The sequence below is a fragment of the Natronogracilivirga saccharolytica genome (genome assembly GCF_017921895.1).
Lineage (GTDB): Bacteria > Bacteroidota > Rhodothermia > Balneolales > Natronogracilivirgulaceae > Natronogracilivirga > Natronogracilivirga saccharolytica.
This window is the reverse complement of sequence record NZ_JAFIDN010000001.1, coordinates 1-16,284: the sequence shown is the minus strand read 5'-3', so window position 1 is coordinate 16,284 and position 16,284 is coordinate 1. Positions and strand designations below refer to the sequence as shown.

The following is a 16,284-nucleotide window of genomic DNA, read 5'->3' as shown; positions in this document are numbered from 1 at the left end:
GCTACAGTTTTGCTTCAACCAGCAGGTTCATAACATCTCTCCAGAAGTGCAGCCACTCCTTTCTGTGCTCGCGCATCAGTCCCAGCTTGATGAGTTCGAGATGTGACAGATACGTCGGGCGGATATGATCACCGTAAACGGCACTTTCTTTACTTACGAACCCGTCATTCACACCTTCATTTTCGTAGATAATATTGTTGAAATACCTGAGCGGAGTGTTGATTTTGTGACTGGTCCCTTTCCCGCAGGCAGACGAAAAGGAGAAATAGGGGATGCCGGGGACATCGGTAATCTTCTTGTTGAAAGACTCGTTGATATGCTTCCTGGTGAGTTGGTGCAAGGCACCGTCAGCGTCACTCGGAATATCGGGATATACTTTGTTGCCCATCATATTGGTGATATTTAATAACTGATCGCGTATGATTTTCGGAGTATTCAGTGCCGTCTCCGCAAGCGAGGAACCCCGGTGAGGAGTGCATATGGTTGTGACAGATGCAACGACATCAGCCAGATTGTGTTTATGCACCATGTGACGAATGTCAAGCCCGCCCATGCTGTAGGCTATAATGTTTACCCTGGGTGCCGATGTTTCAAGCATTATCCGCCCCAGAATTTTCAGCCACTCTGCTGACCGGACCTCAATTCGGGCATACGGCACGATGTTTGGCGCAAAAGCCATGACCCCGTGCTTTCTCATCTGCATGCACACATGGTGAAGCGGGGAAGGTGTGACAAACCCGGCAATGGTACCGTATCCGTGACAGAGAAGAACAGGATATCTGACCGGATACACATCCGGTTGGGGTAATGTTTTGACCATCCTTGCGATTTACCGTGTTTTGTTGATTAATTAATTTGTCAGCAATAAAGCACAGCCGAAGCACAACAGCAGTTCAGCACAGCCGGCGATTTGCAGAAAAAACGGATACCGGTCAGTCATGTGAAACAAAAACAACACCACCCCGCTGAATGCGAGGCACCCACTCCTCCAGCCACTCAAGCGACCTGTCCGTACCCCGCACCAGCATGCCCGGCCCGCCCGCCTTGCGCGCAAGGCGGGAAAAAGCAAGCATCCTGCGGTCAAACTCAAACCGGTCATCCGTACTCACTATCTCCATGTCATCCGCAAATGTCACCCCTACACCCAACTCCCGGACCCTCTCCAGATTCTCCCTCTCAGCACCATCAAGCCCCGCACCTCCATCCGTGCCATCCTGCCCGTCCGGCGCATCCGCCCGCCACGCTCCCTGCCCATTATGACCAAATGCCAGCAGCCTCACATCCCCGTGCCGTAAAGAAACGGCTTCAAGCGTGCGCTCCAGCCCGCTGTCATCAAATGACACAGGCTCGAACGTCCTTCCCGAATCATTCTTCCAGATCCATACCGGCGATGCGGTTTCTGACAGGGATGCCGCCCATCGCGACAACGACCGGCGCGATGAAGACCGCAGGACAATACCCACGGGGATATCCAGCCTGCGCAGCTTATCAAGCTGAGAGGATCGTGGCCGCTGATCAAAATAAACCATCAGTCCGGCAGGATGCGGGACACGAATGTACTCCTGATCCGTTCGAAGTGTCAGCGTTCTGATGATCTTGTCCTGATAGACCAGTTGCAGCGTAAGCTCTCCGTCCGGTACATCGGCATATCCGATGGTCTCAATTCGCAGCGGTTGCAGCTGTTTCCGGAGTTCTGCATGGTAGTGTGTCGCGGAAACCTGCACAGGCAGATCAACAGAATAGTGCTTTCTTGTGAAATCGTCGGTCACAGGGTACTCTGTGGTACGTACCCGGCCGGAACTGACATTGAACAAAGCCAGCTCCTGCACGATTAATGAGTCGGCCTGCGCCAGTGACCGCAGCCGTTGCGGCGACTCACCGGGGTAGAACAAAAGAATAGCAAGGGCGGCAAGGCACGAGCCGCTCAGCAGCCAGATCAGCAGTTTTTTTCTTTTCAATACCGTGAACGATGAAAAGTTCATTACCCTTTTGTCCGCAGATTATCCGCTGATGTGCCTATGCAGCTGCAGGTTTTGTTGTTGATTGATGAGGCCGGATTACTGTCATCCGGTGACTTGTGATTCAAATATTTGCTGTAAAAGCTGGCGTGCGACACTTTTTTTGCTGCCGCTAAGAGACTTTTCCATGTGCTCTCCCACCAGAACGACATTATTGGTATCGACGGCAAAGCCGGAACCGTCCATGGTGAGATCATTTCCAACAATCCAGTCGGCTTTTTTCCGGATGCGTTTTTCCCGTGACCTGGGCACCAGATCACGCGTTTCCATGGCAAACCCAATCAGTATCTGCCCTTTCTTCCGGTTTTCTCCAAGCCATTGCAGGATATCCGGCGTGCGTTCAAGAGTGATACTGAGTTCGGCACTGTCCTTGCTGACTTTGTGCTCGTGTTTTTGGGCAGGCCGGAAGTCGGAAACGGCCGCCGTCATAATGACAATATCGGCATCGGCATGGGCTTTGACCTGCCTGAACAATTCATCGGTAGAGCTGAAGGCGTGCCTGGTTATTGTTGCGTCCACACCCCCGGTATCGACGGACCCGGCATGCAGCAATGTGACACGTGCTCCGCAGGACCGGGCGGCGGCGGCCATGGCAAGCCCCATTTTTCCCGTCGAGGGGTTGGAGAGAAAACGGACCGGATCGAGGTGTTCGCGGGTGGCGCCGCAGGTGACCAGTACATGCTTGCCTTCAAGAAAACGGGAGGGTTCGGTGATGTGGTCCGATAAAATTTCTTCCATGCGGCCGATAATGCGGTCCGGTTCCGGCAGCCTGCCGATGCCCTGCATGCCGCTGGCAAGATAACCGGAATCGGGTTCAAGCAGATGAAAACCCATGTCACCGGCCTTTTCCAGATTGGAACGTGTAGCGGGTGACCGGTACATTTCACCGTCCATGGTCGGACAAATGAGTATGGGGCAGCGGGCGGCCAGGACGGTAGCCGTAAGCATGGAATCCGAAAAGCCGTGTACAATTTTGGCAAGACTGTTGGCGGTGCATGGCGCAATCACCAGCATATCGGCCCATTCCGCCCAGTGAATGTGGCGTGTCCAGTTCTCGCTTATTTGTGAAGGGTCTTCAGGAAAGATGTGTACGGGCACGTCGTGCCGTGTAATGGCGGCAAAAGTGTCTCCGCCGACAAACCGGGCAGCAGCCGCAGTCATGGTCACGCGTACTTCCGCACCGGCTTCCTGCAGTTCGCGTACCAGATAAACCGCTTTATAGGCGGCAATGCCACCGGTTACACCGATGACGATATTTTTGCCGCTTATCATGACATTCAGGAGTTCTCTTCGTCGTTTTCGGTGCCGCGGTAGTAGATCTTCTCTTCAATCAATTCGTTTACGGCACGCTGGGTAGGGTGGGGGCGTGCTTCGTATTCCTTGGTAATGCGTTCCTGCTCTTCGTTGAAGGTGTACTCCTCTTCCTCCTCAAATCCTTCAAAGTACTTGAGCTTTTCGTCAAGCTCCATTTTCTCCTGGGCTGCGATCTGACGGGCACGCTTAGAGAGGATGACAATACCTTCGTATATATTTCCTGTAGTGCTTTGAATCTTTTCAAGATCCAGGGACTTGACTGCCATATGATTTGCTATCAGTGGGTTTTTGATTGATTCATAAAGGAGTGTACAAGCGAATGGAGTTCTTTGTAACAGCGTTCGAGATCGTCGTTGACTATTACATGGTCGAACTTGTCGGCATATGTCAACTCCATTCTCGCACGGTCAAGGCGAAGCTGCAGGGTCTCATCACTCTCCGTTCCACGATTTTTAAGTCGTTCAATCAGTACTTCGTCGGACGGTGGCTTGATGAAAACGGCCAGGGCTTCATCTCCGTATTGCGACTTGATATTCATCGCTCCTTTTACTTCGATGTCGAACAAAATAAAATATCCTTTTTTCAGCTCTTTTTCAACTTTGCTGATCAGCGAACCGTAACGCCTGCCGCCATAAAACTCCTCCCACTCCAGAAACTCATTTCTTTTTACTGCGGCATCAAATTCCTCAGGTGAAATGAAAAAATAATCCTTGCCGTGAACTTCGTGTGACCGGGGCGGACGTGTTGTGGCGGACACGGAAAACTTCATATCGGGAAAGTCGTTAAGCAACCGGCGGGCAAGGGTGGTTTTGCCGGCACCGCTGGGGGCTACGAGAATAATGATCTTTCCTCTTTTGACCTGGTCAGTTTCTGAAGGTTCCGGATTCTTGCTTCCGGATGATGTTTTGTTTTCCGTCACGCGATATTCTGAATTTGTTCCCTGATGTTTTCAACTATTTCTTTCATTTCCACAACCGACCTGGAAATTTCCGGGCTATGTGCTTTTGACCCGATGGTATTGATCTCACGATGCATTTCCTGCAGTATGAAATTAAGTTTTTTTCCCTGCGAGGCAGTGCTTTGCAGAGATTCGCCAAAATATGTAATATGTGAATCCATCCGTACCAGCTCCTCGGATATGTCCAGCCGGTCAGCCAGAATGGCAATTTCCTGCTCTATGCGATCTTCATCAACCCGGCTGTCATCAAGCAGCTGGGTGAGGCGTTCCGACATTTTTTTCCTGGCTTCTTCGATGCGGCTTTTTTCGTTTGCCGAGACGTCTTTGCAATGTGTTTTCAGCATCTCGATACGTTCTTCAAGGTCTTTCTGAAGGTTTTTCCCTTCGCTGCGCCGCATTTGCACCAGCTCTTCGACGGCTTGCTTCACTGCTTTTTCAGCAACCTGGTACTGTTTCTGCATCAGTTCGGAATCTTTTGCTGATACATCAAACAATTCATCGAAAACGAGCAGGTGATCAAGTGTTACCGGTTCACTGATTCCGGCAACTGATTTTATTTTTTCAAGAGTTTTCAAACGTGTCTTGAGGATATCTTCTCTTACAGGAACCGGGTCGGTATCGTCGGCGTGGTACTCAATGTCTATTGTCATGCTGATTTTGCCGCGTGAAATTCCTTTCTGGACAATATCTTTGATTTGCTGTTCAAAGGGCTGCAGCTGTGGCGGAAGTTTTGGCGTTACTTCACAGTAGCGGTTGTTGACTGACCTGATTTCTGTGGTAACACGAATGCTGCCGGAGGTGTGTTCTCCCCGGCCATATCCGGTCATGGATTCAAGCATGATAAAATGGTATTGTAGGGTTACTTATGGCTGCGACGCCAAAAATAATCAGTTTCCGATAATTTTTTGAATATCAGCAGCCAGTTCTTCTGCCTTTTCACGGTTTCCTGCTTCGGAGTAAATCCGGATAATGGGCTCTGTGTTGGATTTTCTCAAGTGAACCCATCCATCCGGGAAGTCGATTTTCACGCCGTCGAGTGTGTTCAGTTTTTCCGCGGAATAGTGTTCTGCAACTCTTGCCAGAACATCATCAGCATCCAGATCCTGCAGCAATATTTTGGTTTTGGTAATGACGTAATCAGGCATTTCCGACCGGATCAGCGAGGCTGGTTTGCGGGTTTCAGCCATATGCTGAAGCATCATCGCAATGCCCGCAAGTGCATCCCGCCCGTAATGCAGATCCGGGTTAATTACCCCGCCGTTGCCCTCTCCGCCAATGACAGCACCGGTCCGCTGCATCTCTTTGACCACATTGATTTCGCCGACGGGTGAACGATGGCACTCCTGCCCGTATTTTGCTGCTATGTCATCAACAATTCTGGATGACGACAGGTTTGTTGCTACAGGTCCGGGTTTCTTACCAAGCATGAAGTCAAAGGCAATGGCCTGTGTGTATTCTTCACCCAGCAGCTCACCGTTTTCATCAACTATGGAAAGTCTGTCAGCATCCGGATCGGTTACAAAGCCAATGTCATAGCTGCCGTTTTTAATCAGCCCGCAGATTTCTCCAAGATGTTCGGGCAGCGGTTCGGGATCGTGGGGAAAGCGGCCGTCCGGTACACAATTCATGCAGTGGACCTGTTCGACGCCGAGCCGCTCCAGAAGCCGCGGGATGGCCTCCGAACCCGCACCGTTCACGGCATCCACGGCGACCTTGAACCGTGCTTTTGCAATCTGTTCCTTGTCGATATATGGCAGCCCGAGTATGGCGTCGATGTGAGCCTCAAGAATGGTTTCATTGCACCAGACTTTGCCGGTTCCGGTGTAATCGCGATAGCGGATGCTGTGGTTTCGTGCGATGCGGATTACTTCGCTGCCTTGTTTTTCATCCAGAAATTCGCTTTTTCCGTTAAGAAGTTTCAGTGCGTTCCATTCAGCGGGGTTGTGGCTTGCCGAAATAATGATGCCGCCGGAAGCTTTTTGCTGCAGTACGCCCATGGCAACCGTGGGAGTGGGCACGATTCCCAGATTTACTACATTGCATCCGGTAGCCTGCAGTGAAGCGGTCACAATGCGCTCACACAACTCGCCGGTGACCCTGCTGTCGCGTCCGACAACAACGGTTCCGCCGTTCAGCCAGGTGCCAAATGCCGAAGCGAAGAGAGTCAGGTTTTGAGGAGTCAGATCACTTCCGAAAATTCCGCGGATTCCGGAAATGGATACCATCAGGGACATAAACAGAGAGTTGGAGATTGAAAATTTTTGTTTGTCATTTCTGTGTCCGGATGCCTTGCCGGTAAACAGTGCAGAAAGCCGGGTGCCCAAGTATACAAAATATCTGATCAAAATATGTTCAGTAAGCCCTTGATGAGCATTTTGTTGGATGTATTTCAGACAAATAACCAGAAATAATTCGCAGAATATTCATACTTCTTGATTACTTTTTACGTGTTATATCACATACCCAGGTGTCCTGGCGGTGCTAATGTAGAGTTATTATAAATAGACTGTGCCGGTCTGCTGTCCGGCGAAAAATAATGACAAATACTTTATATTAAGCCCGAATTTTTAAATCATAATTACTGCGAAAAACAAGTATTTATATCTATGTCGAAAGCAGCCACCTTCCTTACGTCTCAAGTGGGCAGAAAGATTGCAACAGGAGTTACCGGTATCGGTCTGGTTCTGTTCATTATAGTCCACTTGCTGGGTAACCTTGCCTATTTTGCGGGACCCGAAGCAATTAACACCTATTCCCACACCCTTCATCAGATGGGGCCGATTCTCTGGATTGTGCGGCTCGGCCTGCTGGCGTTCTTCCTGTACCATGCCTGGCTGGGAATTTCTATCTGGCTGGAAAAGCGCCGGGCGCGTCCGGAGGGATATCAGGTTTATGCAAGCCGCGGAGGTGCCAGCAAGCAGAACTGGAGCTCCCGTTCCATGATTATCACCGGTGTGCTTTTGTTGCTTTTTGTAATCACACACCTGAACACCTTCGCCTTCCATGACTTTTCCTATATCGAACATGGCGGAGTGGAGATGCATAACGTGCACGAACGTCTAACAGAAGTTTTCGCACAACCGCTTTATACCGTGTACTACGTAGCGATCATGATCCTTCTGGGCATGCATTTGCGCCACGGTGTCTGGAGTGCATTTCAGTCTCTCGGCTGGATGTCACGTAACACCAACCCGATAATCTACAGTGTGGCCCTTGTGCTTGCTGTAATCATTGCAATCGGGTTCATCGGTCTCCCTGTCAGTATTTATTTTGGATTGGTTTAATCGGAGTTAGCTATTATGACTGCAAAAAATAACGGAATATTGAATTCAAAAGTCCCTGAAGGAAGTCTGCAGGACAAATGGGACAATCATATTAACAGTCTCAAACTTGTCAACCCTGCGAACAAGCGAAAGTTTACGGTCCTTGTTGTCGGAACCGGACTCGCCGGTGCATCGGCTGCCGCATCGCTGGCCGAACTGGGATACAATGTAAAAGTATTCTGCATCCAGGATTCACCGCGGCGTGCGCACAGTATCGCTGCTCAGGGCGGGATCAACGCAGCCAAAAATTATCCCAACGATGGTGATACCATCTGGCGGTTGTTTCACGACACCATAAAGGGCGGGGATTACCGCTCCCGTGAGGCGAATGTATACCGTCTTGCCCAGGTCAGCAATGACATCATCGATCAGTGCGTGGCACAGGGCGTCCCGTTCGCACGGGAGTATGGCGGACTGCTTGACAACCGCTCTTTCGGCGGAGCTCAGGTCAGCCGAACATTTTATGCCCGGGGCCAAACCGGACAGCAGCTTCTGCTTGGTGCCTATTCGGCCATGATGAGGCAGGTCAGCACCGGCAAGGTAGAAATGCTTTCCCGCCGCGAAATGCTTGACCTGGTAAAAGTAGATGATAAAGCCAAGGGCATTATCGTGCGAAACCTCACTACGGGTGAAATCGAACGCTATGCCGGTGATGCCGTACTGATGTGCAGCGGAGGTTACGGCAATGTTTTCTATCTGTCCACCAATGCCAAAAACTCCAATGCGACGGCTATCTGGAGATGTTACAAGCGCGGGGCTCAGTTTGGCAATCCCAGCTTCACCCAGATTCATCCGACCTGTATCCCGGTATCCGGCAAGTATCAGTCCAAGCTTACCCTGATGAGTGAAAGCCTCAGAAATGACGGACGTGTCTGGGTATCCAAAAAGAAAAACGACAAACGCCACCCCAACGACATCCCCGAAGATGAAAGGGACTATTTCCTGGAGCGCAGATATCCGAGCTTTGGCAACCTGGTTCCAAGGGACGTAGCTTCACGAAATGCCAAGTATGTATGTGACGAAGGCAGGGGCGTCGGCAAAACCGGTCTTGCGGTCTATATGGACTTCAAGGATGCCATCAATAACTTTGGTGAGGAAACCATTAAGGCTAAATATGGCAACCTGTTTGCCATGTATGAAAAAATTACCGGTGAAAACCCGTATGAAGTACCGATGCGTATCTATCCCGCCGTTCACTTTACGATGGGCGGACTCTGGGTGGATTACAATCTGTCATCGACCGTACCCGGACTTTATGTGCTTGGTGAGGCAAACTTTGCTGACCACGGCGGCAACCGACTGGGAGCCAGCGCATTGATGCAGGGACTTGCCGACGGCTACTATGTCATACCCAATACTCTGGGTGATTATCTGGCTGAAAACCTGCATGCCGATAAAGTAACCACCGAGCATGAATCATTTGACAAAGCGGAAAAAGAGACCAGAGACCGGATTAACAAGCTGCTGAATGTAAAAGGCAAAAAGACGGTACTGGATTTCCACCGCGAGCTGGGTGATCTGATGTGGGACAATGTCGGTATGTCACGCAACAAGGAGAATCTGGAAAAAGCTATCAAGCGCATAGCCGAACTGCGGGAAGAGTTCTGGAAGGATGTCAATATTCCGGGTGAGAGCACCACATACAACAAATATCTGGAATATGCCCTGCGTGTAGCCGACTTTATGGAACTTGGTGAGCTGATGGCACGTGATGCACTGGACAGGGAAGAGTCCTGTGGCGGGCATTTCCGCGAAGAGCATCAGACCGATGATGGTGAGGCGGTACGTGATGATGAAAACTTCAGTCATGTATCCAGCTGGGAATACAAAGGTGATGACAAAGAGCCTGTAAAACATAAGGAAGAGCTCGAGTTTGAGTTTGTCACGCCCACCCAGCGAAGCTACAAATAACCCCCTGACCGTCTGAATGAGAAATTTTTTAAACCCAAGCTTTAGAGGAATAAATAATGAGTGATCAAATCATGACCATTCACCTGAAGATCTGGAGACAAAAAGACCGCAACTCTCCGGGCAAACTGGTGGATTATACGGTGGATGATGTCAATCCGGACATGTCATTTCTGGAAATGCTCGACTGGCTCAATGAACGCCTGATGAATGAAGGTGAGGAGCCCATTGAGTTTGACCATGACTGCCGCGAAGGCATTTGCGGATCCTGTAATCTCGTGCTCAATGGAATGGCACACGGTCCCATGCCCGGAACTGCAGTTTGCCAGCTCCATATGAGGAAGTACAAAGACGGCGATACGATAGTAGTGGAGCCATGGCGCGCCAAGGCATTTCCGATGATCAAGGACCTCGTTGTGGACCGGGAAGCTTTCGACCGCATCATGTCTGCGGGAGGATATATTTCCGTGAATACCGGGGCACCTGCCGACGCCAATGCGTTGCCGATCAATAAGTTTGATGCTGACTTGGCGTTTGATTATGCAGCATGCATCGGATGCGGAGCCTGTGTGGCCGCCTGTCCCAATTCTTCGGCTTCACTGTTTACCGGCGCCAAAATCGCCCAGCTGGCTCATCTGCCTCAGGGCCATCCGGAACGTAAAAAACGCGTGGTTAAGATGGTCGACAAAATGGCTGAGGAAGGCTTCGGAGACTGCTCAAACTTTGCCGAGTGCGAAGCCGTTTGTCCGGCTGAGATCTCGATAACAGCTATTGCCGAAATGCGGCGTGAATACGTAAAGGCTTTGAGCGAGATTGAGTAATTTGTTGGCCTGACAGGTTTCAGGTGTAAAGACAGCACAGATCAGCGAATACAAACGCAGCATATCTTCAGGGTATGTTGCGTTTTTTGTTACAGGCTGTTTTTTGTCAGCCGGAACAGGGTTACTTTTTACAGCACATTTCCCTATGCTATTCTGATCAAAAGCTTATGTCCTGATTTTCATACTCCCGGAAGTACCATGAACAACGATGACCTGTTTTTAAGAGCAAAAGCCAGTCTGAAGTCGCACTGGGGGTTTGATGATTTCAGACCCGGACAGGACGAGGTCGTGCGTTCCGTGTTGTCGGGTAATAATACGGTGGTACTCTTCCCGACAGGAGGAGGGAAGTCGCTCTGTTACCAGGTTCCTGCTACCGTGCTTGACGGAATAACCATTGTTATATCACCGCTTGTGGCACTGATGCAGGACCAGGTCTTTCAGCTGCAGAAAAAAGGCGTTTCTGCAACATTTATTAACAGCACCATCTCCGGCAGCGAAGTAGAGCAGCGGCTGATCAATGCACGCAACGGAATGTATAAACTGCTGTATTGCGCACCGGAACGTCTCGAGACAACATTATGGCAAAACATGATGCCGGATCTGACTGTTTCCATGATTGCCATAGATGAAGCTCATTGCATTTCTGAATGGGGGCACGATTTCCGGCCTGTGTACCGCAGAATACCCGATATGATGGCTTCTGTGGCCGATAATATCCGCTGGCTGGCACTCACAGCAACAGCAACTCCGGAGGTCAGATCCGATATCATAGGTGCATTGAAGCTGGACAACCCGGAGGTTATCTCCAGGGGGTTCAACCGCCCTAACCTCAAATGGTGGGTCATCCGGGAAGAACAAAAAAAACGAAGACTCAGGGAAATTTTGACCAAAGCATCCGGCAGCGGTCTGATTTATGCCGGAACCCGGGCAGGATGCGAGCATCTTTCTGACTGGCTCACCCGTCAGGGATGGCATTGTGAGCCTTATCATGCCGGGCTGGGCTCTCAGGAGCGGGAAGATATTCAGAATCGATGGATTGACGGAACATTGCCTCTGGTTGCAGCTACCAATGCTTTCGGGATGGGCATAGACAAGCCCGATTGCAGGTTTGTAATCCATTACGATATTTCAAAGTCGATGGAAGCGTACTACCAGGAGGCCGGCAGGGCAGGAAGGGATGGCAAGGAAAGTTATCCGATTCTGCTGGTCAGACCGGCTGACCTTCAGTCGGCAAAAAAAGCAATTAAAGACTCCTGGCCCGACCGGAATCAGCTTTCACTGACCTATAGTGCCGTTTGTGATCACTGGAACCTTGCCGCCGGATCCGAAATGGATGATGTCCGGAAAATTGATATTGAGCAGGTTTGTAAACGTTCCGGATTGTCACCAAGACTGGTGTGGTCGGGAATCCGTATCATGGATCAGCTTGGTGTTTTAAAGCTGGCCAGGACGGAGGAGCCCAAGGCAGGCATCCTGATTTTGTCATCACGGGACGGCCTGCAGGACAGACTGTCCCGTATGGATAAGCCGGCAAAGCGTGAATTCATTGATAATCTGTCCCGGATTATGGGACCGGCCGTTTACAACCGGATGGTGTACATTGAAGAGCGGCATCTGCGCAATCATCTTCAGATCACTGGAAAAATGCTTGCCAACGGACTTGAAATCCTTCAGAAAGAGGGGATTATCAAATATGAACTAATTCGAAATGAACCTGTCGGCAGAATTCTTGAAGCTCGTTATCAACGATTTCCTCACAATGATAAAGAGATCCTGGCACACCGCAACCGGCTGCTGAAAAAGTTCGATTACATGACCGGATTTGTGGAAACAAAAAGCTGCCGCAGCCGCTACATTCGCATTTACTTTGGTGAAAAAGAGGTGCCTCTCAGATGTGGAAACTGTGACAACTGTTTGCAGACCCGGGAAAATCACGTCACAAACGATGATATCAGAAAAGTTGCATCGCTGCTTCGTGAGGAGCCGATGGGGTTTAAGGTATTACAGAAAAAAACCAGATGGCAACGGTCTCATTTGAAAAAAGTACTGGCGCACATGATGAGGGAAGAGCATATTACACAGCTTGAGGATGATACGGAAAGCTATTCCATTTCATCATAAGGATTACTCATGATGAAACGTCATCATGCTATTTTCATAAGGAATCTTCCGGTGTGCTTCTTTCCGCTTCACGGGATTTTCTGACTTCGTTGAGATGATCTGTAATCTCCTTGCTTGCTTTATCAAGCCGGCTTCTGACCTCCCTGTATCTGAGCGACTGTGCTTTCATGTCACGATGATAATACTCATGTGAATTTTGAAATTGGTCACGGTCTATCCCGTAATGTTCAAGGACGGCTTTCTGCCCCTCTTCAAAGACCTCCTGATCATCTTTGATCTCCTTTAATGAAGCCAGCAAGTGCATTTCGACAAGTATATCGACGTAGGTATCCTCATCGATGAGGTTGTCAGGGGCACTCCGGTCGCATCCCGCACCTGAAACCAGCAGAAGCATCAAAATGGGGATAGTATACAATATTATGTTTTTCATGCGGTGAGACCGTGTGCAGCAGAAATCAAACCAGCTGCAGGTGTCACCCCGATGGTTTCGGGATGAGCGGCCTGAGCGTGATTTCGTCGATCAGAAAGTTGTCGGGTGTTTCAAGAATATGTATCAGTGTATTGGCAACGTCTTTGCCCTGCAACATATTGGAATGTGTTCCCCCATGATCGTCAAAAAACTCTGTGGCAACAGATCCGGGATATATGCAGGTTACTTTGATTTTATCATTGCGGAGCTCTTTCATCAGGGCTTCACTGAATCCGCGAAGACCGAATTTGGATGCGTTGTATCCGGATAAATTCGGGTTGCCGATAAGTCCGGCCACTGAAGCGATGTTGACAATATGCGCAACATCATCCTTTTTCTTCATGAATGGCACAATGAGGCGGGTGATCCTGAATACAGAGGTAAGGTTCGTATTGATCATGGTATCCCAGTCTTCCGGTGGCATTTCATCCACAGCTCCGAAAAGCCCCAGACCTGCGTTATTGACCAGAATATCCGGCTGGTGATTGTCAGAAAATGTTTCTTTGATCCAGTTTTCCACCCCCTGATGATCATTCACATCAAGGGTTACAGGAACGAACAAATCTCCAAGCTGCGATTGTATTGAAGACAGCTTATCGGATCGTCTGGCCAGACCGTAAACACGGCTCCCTTTTGATGTCAGTGCTTTAGCGAATTCGGCACCGATACCGCTGCTGGCTCCGGTTACAATGGCAACTTTTCCTTTTAAATGCATAATGGGCCTTGTTTAGTTTGAAAATTTTCTGCTTTCAAGGATTTCAGTAAATATAAGGCCCATTATCCGAATATCGTTCGCCGAATGCAGAATCGTTTGTGCAAAAATGGGTGTGACTGCCGTATTCTCCTATCGACCAGCAATCCGGGGGTCGTCTGCTTCATCGATATATTCAATTCCCCATGGCCCGTTGCCATGCAGCTGAATAACCGTTTCTTCTTCAACATATCCGAACATGGGGTCACCCGGTGGCATTATGGCTAGGCTTCCCTGAGGTAATTTCCGCGTTTTGTCACGATCGAACTCTTTTCCGTGAGCAAAGTGCAGCGTCCCGGATATAACAGTTACCCTTTCGTATTCCGGATGAATATGCGGTTTGATTTTGTAACCGGGCTCCATTTTGAGCCGGAACGTGAACGGCTCTTCTTCACTCAAGTCACCTTCTATATGGGCAATTTTGGCTCCTTCACCCATCGATGCAACAGGCTCCCATTCCAGTTCATCAGGAACAAGCATGAAATGCCCGTCCTGGTCATGCTGCTCATGTGCATGAATAGCAATCATAAAAAAGGCCGGAACCATGACAGTCAATAACAATTTCTTTTTGGTATACATACTTTCCTCCTGCATTTATTTGATTAGTATGTTTCAAAATCAGAAACATATTCAGGAAAATCTGACTCTGTCAGTAACTCCATTTATCCCAGTAGGGGTATAAGGTACAAATAAACAAATACATGCTTTTAAGTCAATGATAATAATTCGTATGTGTTTGTCAGTACACCGGCGGGACAGGTATTATAGCGGGGTGATTATTCTGACACTTTTTCCATCTTTTACAGCATGAACATCCGAAGTCAGGTCCTTGAAAACCTCGCCGTCGGCGTGAAACGGTACCGGATCAGATGTCTGAATCCGGACATTACAGCTCCTGCGGATAATGATATCCGGATGATTGTCTGCCCCATAAATCATAATCCGGAGCAGCAGCCATATCCGCTTACATTTTCGTACATCTCTGATCATGATCACCGTATAATTCCGGCCGGAAGGATCAGCTCCGGGGGCAATTTGTATTCCACCCCCTTCAAAAGGGCCGTTGGCAATGGTAGTCATCAATAATCGCTCAGTTATGACTTCCTCGCCGAGGGACACCTTCATTTGAACGCCCCTCCATCTGAATATGGAAATAAGTATGCCGGCCATGTACTTAAAACGTCCTGCAGGAAATCTGATGCGATTTGCCAGCCCGGCTACGTGCCCGTCGTAACCAATCCCAAGCGTATTGATAAAGCGGCACTGAGCTTTCTGTTCAGGGTCTTGCTGATTGAATGATTTTGGGCTTTTTTCCGGCCAATAAGATACGTTGCCTGCAAAAATATCACGAATCCGGGAATGAAAATCCTTGCCGTGACGTGCTGGTCCGGCTGAGCCGCCGGCGATACGGCTGATATCTGCATTGTCCGGATGCCCGGTTTGCCTGCTGTTACCTTTACCAAGGAACTGTCTCAGCAGTCCAGCCGCTTTTTTTTTATTACAGGGTATTTTCAGGCTGCGTGCAATGTCATTTCCGCTACCCGCCGGAATGATACCCAAAAGAGTGCTGCTTCCGGCAATGGAGCAGGCCGCGGTACTGATTGTTCCGTCACCCCCTGCAACAATAATTACCCGGGATTTTCCTGCTGCCTCCATTGTCATTTCCCGCACTTTCTGCAGTGAATCCGGGAACAGCATAGTGCATGCGGGTTCGAAGTCTTTGAGCAGTTTCCGGATCCTGTATTGTGAGTATGTTCTCCTTTTAAGGCGAATGAAAAGACCGGACTTCAGTACCGGTTCGGGACGCAGTATGACAGATATGGAGGACGAGTGAGATATGGCTTTTCTGGCTTGGCGGGTTAAATAGTACCAAAACATGATATACCTACAGAAGCCGTCGAAGCACATCCTGATAACCCGGATATGCCGAAAGTATCTGGTCTCCTGCCATTTCAAAATCCTCGAAATCAAATCCGGGTGCAACGGTACATCCTGCCAGAGAATAATCTTCCCGGACGGTTTCATCTGATCCCGTTTCGCTTTCATCGACTGTTACCCCGAACCAGGTTCCGGCAGGTACCATGTACTGGTACCGTTCACCTCTTTCTGGATTGCTTCCCAGCCGGACAGCATTATAAGAGCCGTTGGAGCCGAACATGTGTATGACCAGGGGAAGGCCGCGGTAAAAATGCCACACTTCGTCAGACTTTATCCGATGAACCCGGGAGCGCTCTCCAATGGTGAGCATGAAATAAATGGCAGTACTGAAGGTGCGGGCACCTTTGAAACGCTCGGGAAGATGTTCGGCTTTAACGAGCTCAGAAGAGCGATAGACCTCGCGATAGTACCCGCCTTCGGGATGCGGTTTCAGTTTAAGCTTCTTATACCAGTAATCACCTGTAAATTGTTGAGAAATGTTATCGCTCATTATTCCCGGATCTTTTTTTGGGGTGGAATGTGTTGGTATTTAAGATCATTGCTGTCCACTTAAAATAAGTTAAGGGACAATTGGTTGTAATTCGGTTCTTTGACAACTTGATAGTTCACGTTTTTAAGCAACTCATCAACGGGTGTTTTATCTAAAAGTGATATACCCAGAAC

General features: G+C 49.3%; 16 protein-coding genes. 4 read left to right on the top strand and 12 right to left on the bottom strand.

The window, feature by feature from the left end; translation table 11 throughout:
- Position 1 precedes the first annotated feature (1 nt).
- From NATSA_RS00080 to glmM, 7 genes are all read right to left on the bottom strand, one after another.
- Positions 2-820 (bottom strand): esterase/lipase family protein, encoded by an 819-nt coding sequence (locus tag NATSA_RS00080; protein ID WP_210509287.1) that lies wholly within the window; start codon positions 818-820, stop codon positions 2-4.
- A gap of 112 nt (positions 821-932) precedes the next feature.
- Positions 933-1,982, bottom strand: coding sequence for a hypothetical protein (locus tag NATSA_RS00075; RefSeq protein ID WP_210509286.1), 1,050 nt, complete (start codon positions 1,980-1,982; stop codon positions 933-935).
- An 81-nt stretch (positions 1,983-2,063) separates the two neighbouring features.
- The gene (coaBC, locus tag NATSA_RS00070) at positions 2,064-3,290 is read right to left on the bottom strand and encodes a bifunctional phosphopantothenoylcysteine decarboxylase/phosphopantothenate--cysteine ligase CoaBC (RefSeq protein WP_210509285.1); all 1,227 of its coding nucleotides are present in this window, start codon (positions 3,288-3,290) and stop codon (positions 2,064-2,066) included.
- A gap of 5 nt (positions 3,291-3,295) precedes the next feature.
- Positions 3,296-3,598: a DNA-directed RNA polymerase subunit omega gene (locus NATSA_RS00065; RefSeq protein WP_210509284.1), complete on the bottom strand. Its 303-nt coding sequence runs from the start codon at positions 3,596-3,598 to the stop codon at positions 3,296-3,298.
- 11 nt (positions 3,599-3,609) lie between these two features.
- Positions 3,610-4,251 carry a guanylate kinase gene (gmk, locus tag NATSA_RS00060; RefSeq protein WP_210509283.1) on the bottom strand — a complete coding sequence of 214 codons (642 nt, stop codon included), beginning with the start codon at positions 4,249-4,251 and terminating at the stop codon, positions 3,610-3,612.
- Complete coding sequence (locus tag NATSA_RS00055; protein ID WP_210509282.1) at positions 4,248-5,129, bottom strand: YicC/YloC family endoribonuclease; 882 nt, start codon at positions 5,127-5,129, stop codon at positions 4,248-4,250. Before NATSA_RS00055 ends, gmk begins: the two co-directional genes overlap by 4 nt.
- 48 nt (positions 5,130-5,177) lie before the next feature.
- On the bottom strand, positions 5,178-6,635 hold the full coding sequence (gene glmM, locus NATSA_RS00050; RefSeq protein WP_246481530.1) for a phosphoglucosamine mutase: 1,458 nt from the start codon (positions 6,633-6,635) through the stop codon (positions 5,178-5,180).
- Positions 6,636-6,896: 261 nt separating this feature from the next.
- Between glmM and NATSA_RS00045 the strand changes: the two genes are divergently transcribed.
- The 4 genes from NATSA_RS00045 (at position 6,897) to NATSA_RS00030 (ending at position 12,463) form a co-directional block, all read left to right on the top strand.
- The gene (locus NATSA_RS00045; RefSeq protein WP_210509281.1) at positions 6,897-7,574 is read left to right on the top strand and encodes a succinate dehydrogenase cytochrome b subunit; all 678 of its coding nucleotides are present in this window, start codon (positions 6,897-6,899) and stop codon (positions 7,572-7,574) included.
- Positions 7,575-7,589: 15 nt separating this feature from the next.
- Positions 7,590-9,524 (top strand): fumarate reductase/succinate dehydrogenase flavoprotein subunit, encoded by a 1,935-nt coding sequence (locus NATSA_RS00040; protein ID WP_210509280.1) that lies wholly within the window; start codon positions 7,590-7,592, stop codon positions 9,522-9,524.
- A 71-nt stretch (positions 9,525-9,595) separates the two neighbouring features.
- Entirely contained in the window at positions 9,596-10,342 is a 747-nt protein-coding gene (locus tag NATSA_RS00035) for a succinate dehydrogenase/fumarate reductase iron-sulfur subunit (protein WP_210510038.1), read from the top strand.
- Positions 10,343-10,540: 198 nt separating this feature from the next.
- The gene (locus NATSA_RS00030) at positions 10,541-12,463 is read left to right on the top strand and encodes a RecQ family ATP-dependent DNA helicase (protein ID WP_210509279.1); all 1,923 of its coding nucleotides are present in this window, start codon (positions 10,541-10,543) and stop codon (positions 12,461-12,463) included.
- A 34-nt stretch (positions 12,464-12,497) separates the two neighbouring features.
- On the opposite strand, the gene NATSA_RS00025 is transcribed toward NATSA_RS00030, so the two are convergent.
- The 5 genes from NATSA_RS00025 to NATSA_RS00005 form a co-directional block, all read right to left on the bottom strand.
- Positions 12,498-12,893 carry a DUF4296 domain-containing protein gene (locus NATSA_RS00025; protein ID WP_210509278.1) on the bottom strand — a complete coding sequence of 132 codons (396 nt, stop codon included), beginning with the start codon at positions 12,891-12,893 and terminating at the stop codon, positions 12,498-12,500.
- 43 nt (positions 12,894-12,936) lie between these two features.
- Entirely contained in the window at positions 12,937-13,647 is a 711-nt protein-coding gene (locus NATSA_RS00020) for an SDR family oxidoreductase (RefSeq protein ID WP_210509277.1), read from the bottom strand.
- A 129-nt stretch (positions 13,648-13,776) separates the two neighbouring features.
- Complete coding sequence (locus tag NATSA_RS00015) at positions 13,777-14,211, bottom strand: cupin domain-containing protein (RefSeq protein WP_210509276.1); 435 nt, start codon at positions 14,209-14,211, stop codon at positions 13,777-13,779.
- A 234-nt stretch (positions 14,212-14,445) separates the two neighbouring features.
- Positions 14,446-15,561 (bottom strand): diacylglycerol/lipid kinase family protein, encoded by a 1,116-nt coding sequence (locus tag NATSA_RS00010; RefSeq protein ID WP_210509275.1) that lies wholly within the window; start codon positions 15,559-15,561, stop codon positions 14,446-14,448.
- A 7-nt stretch (positions 15,562-15,568) separates the two neighbouring features.
- On the bottom strand, positions 15,569-16,111 hold the full coding sequence (locus tag NATSA_RS00005; protein ID WP_210509274.1) for a cupin domain-containing protein: 543 nt from the start codon (positions 16,109-16,111) through the stop codon (positions 15,569-15,571).
- Positions 16,112-16,284 lie beyond the last annotated feature (173 nt).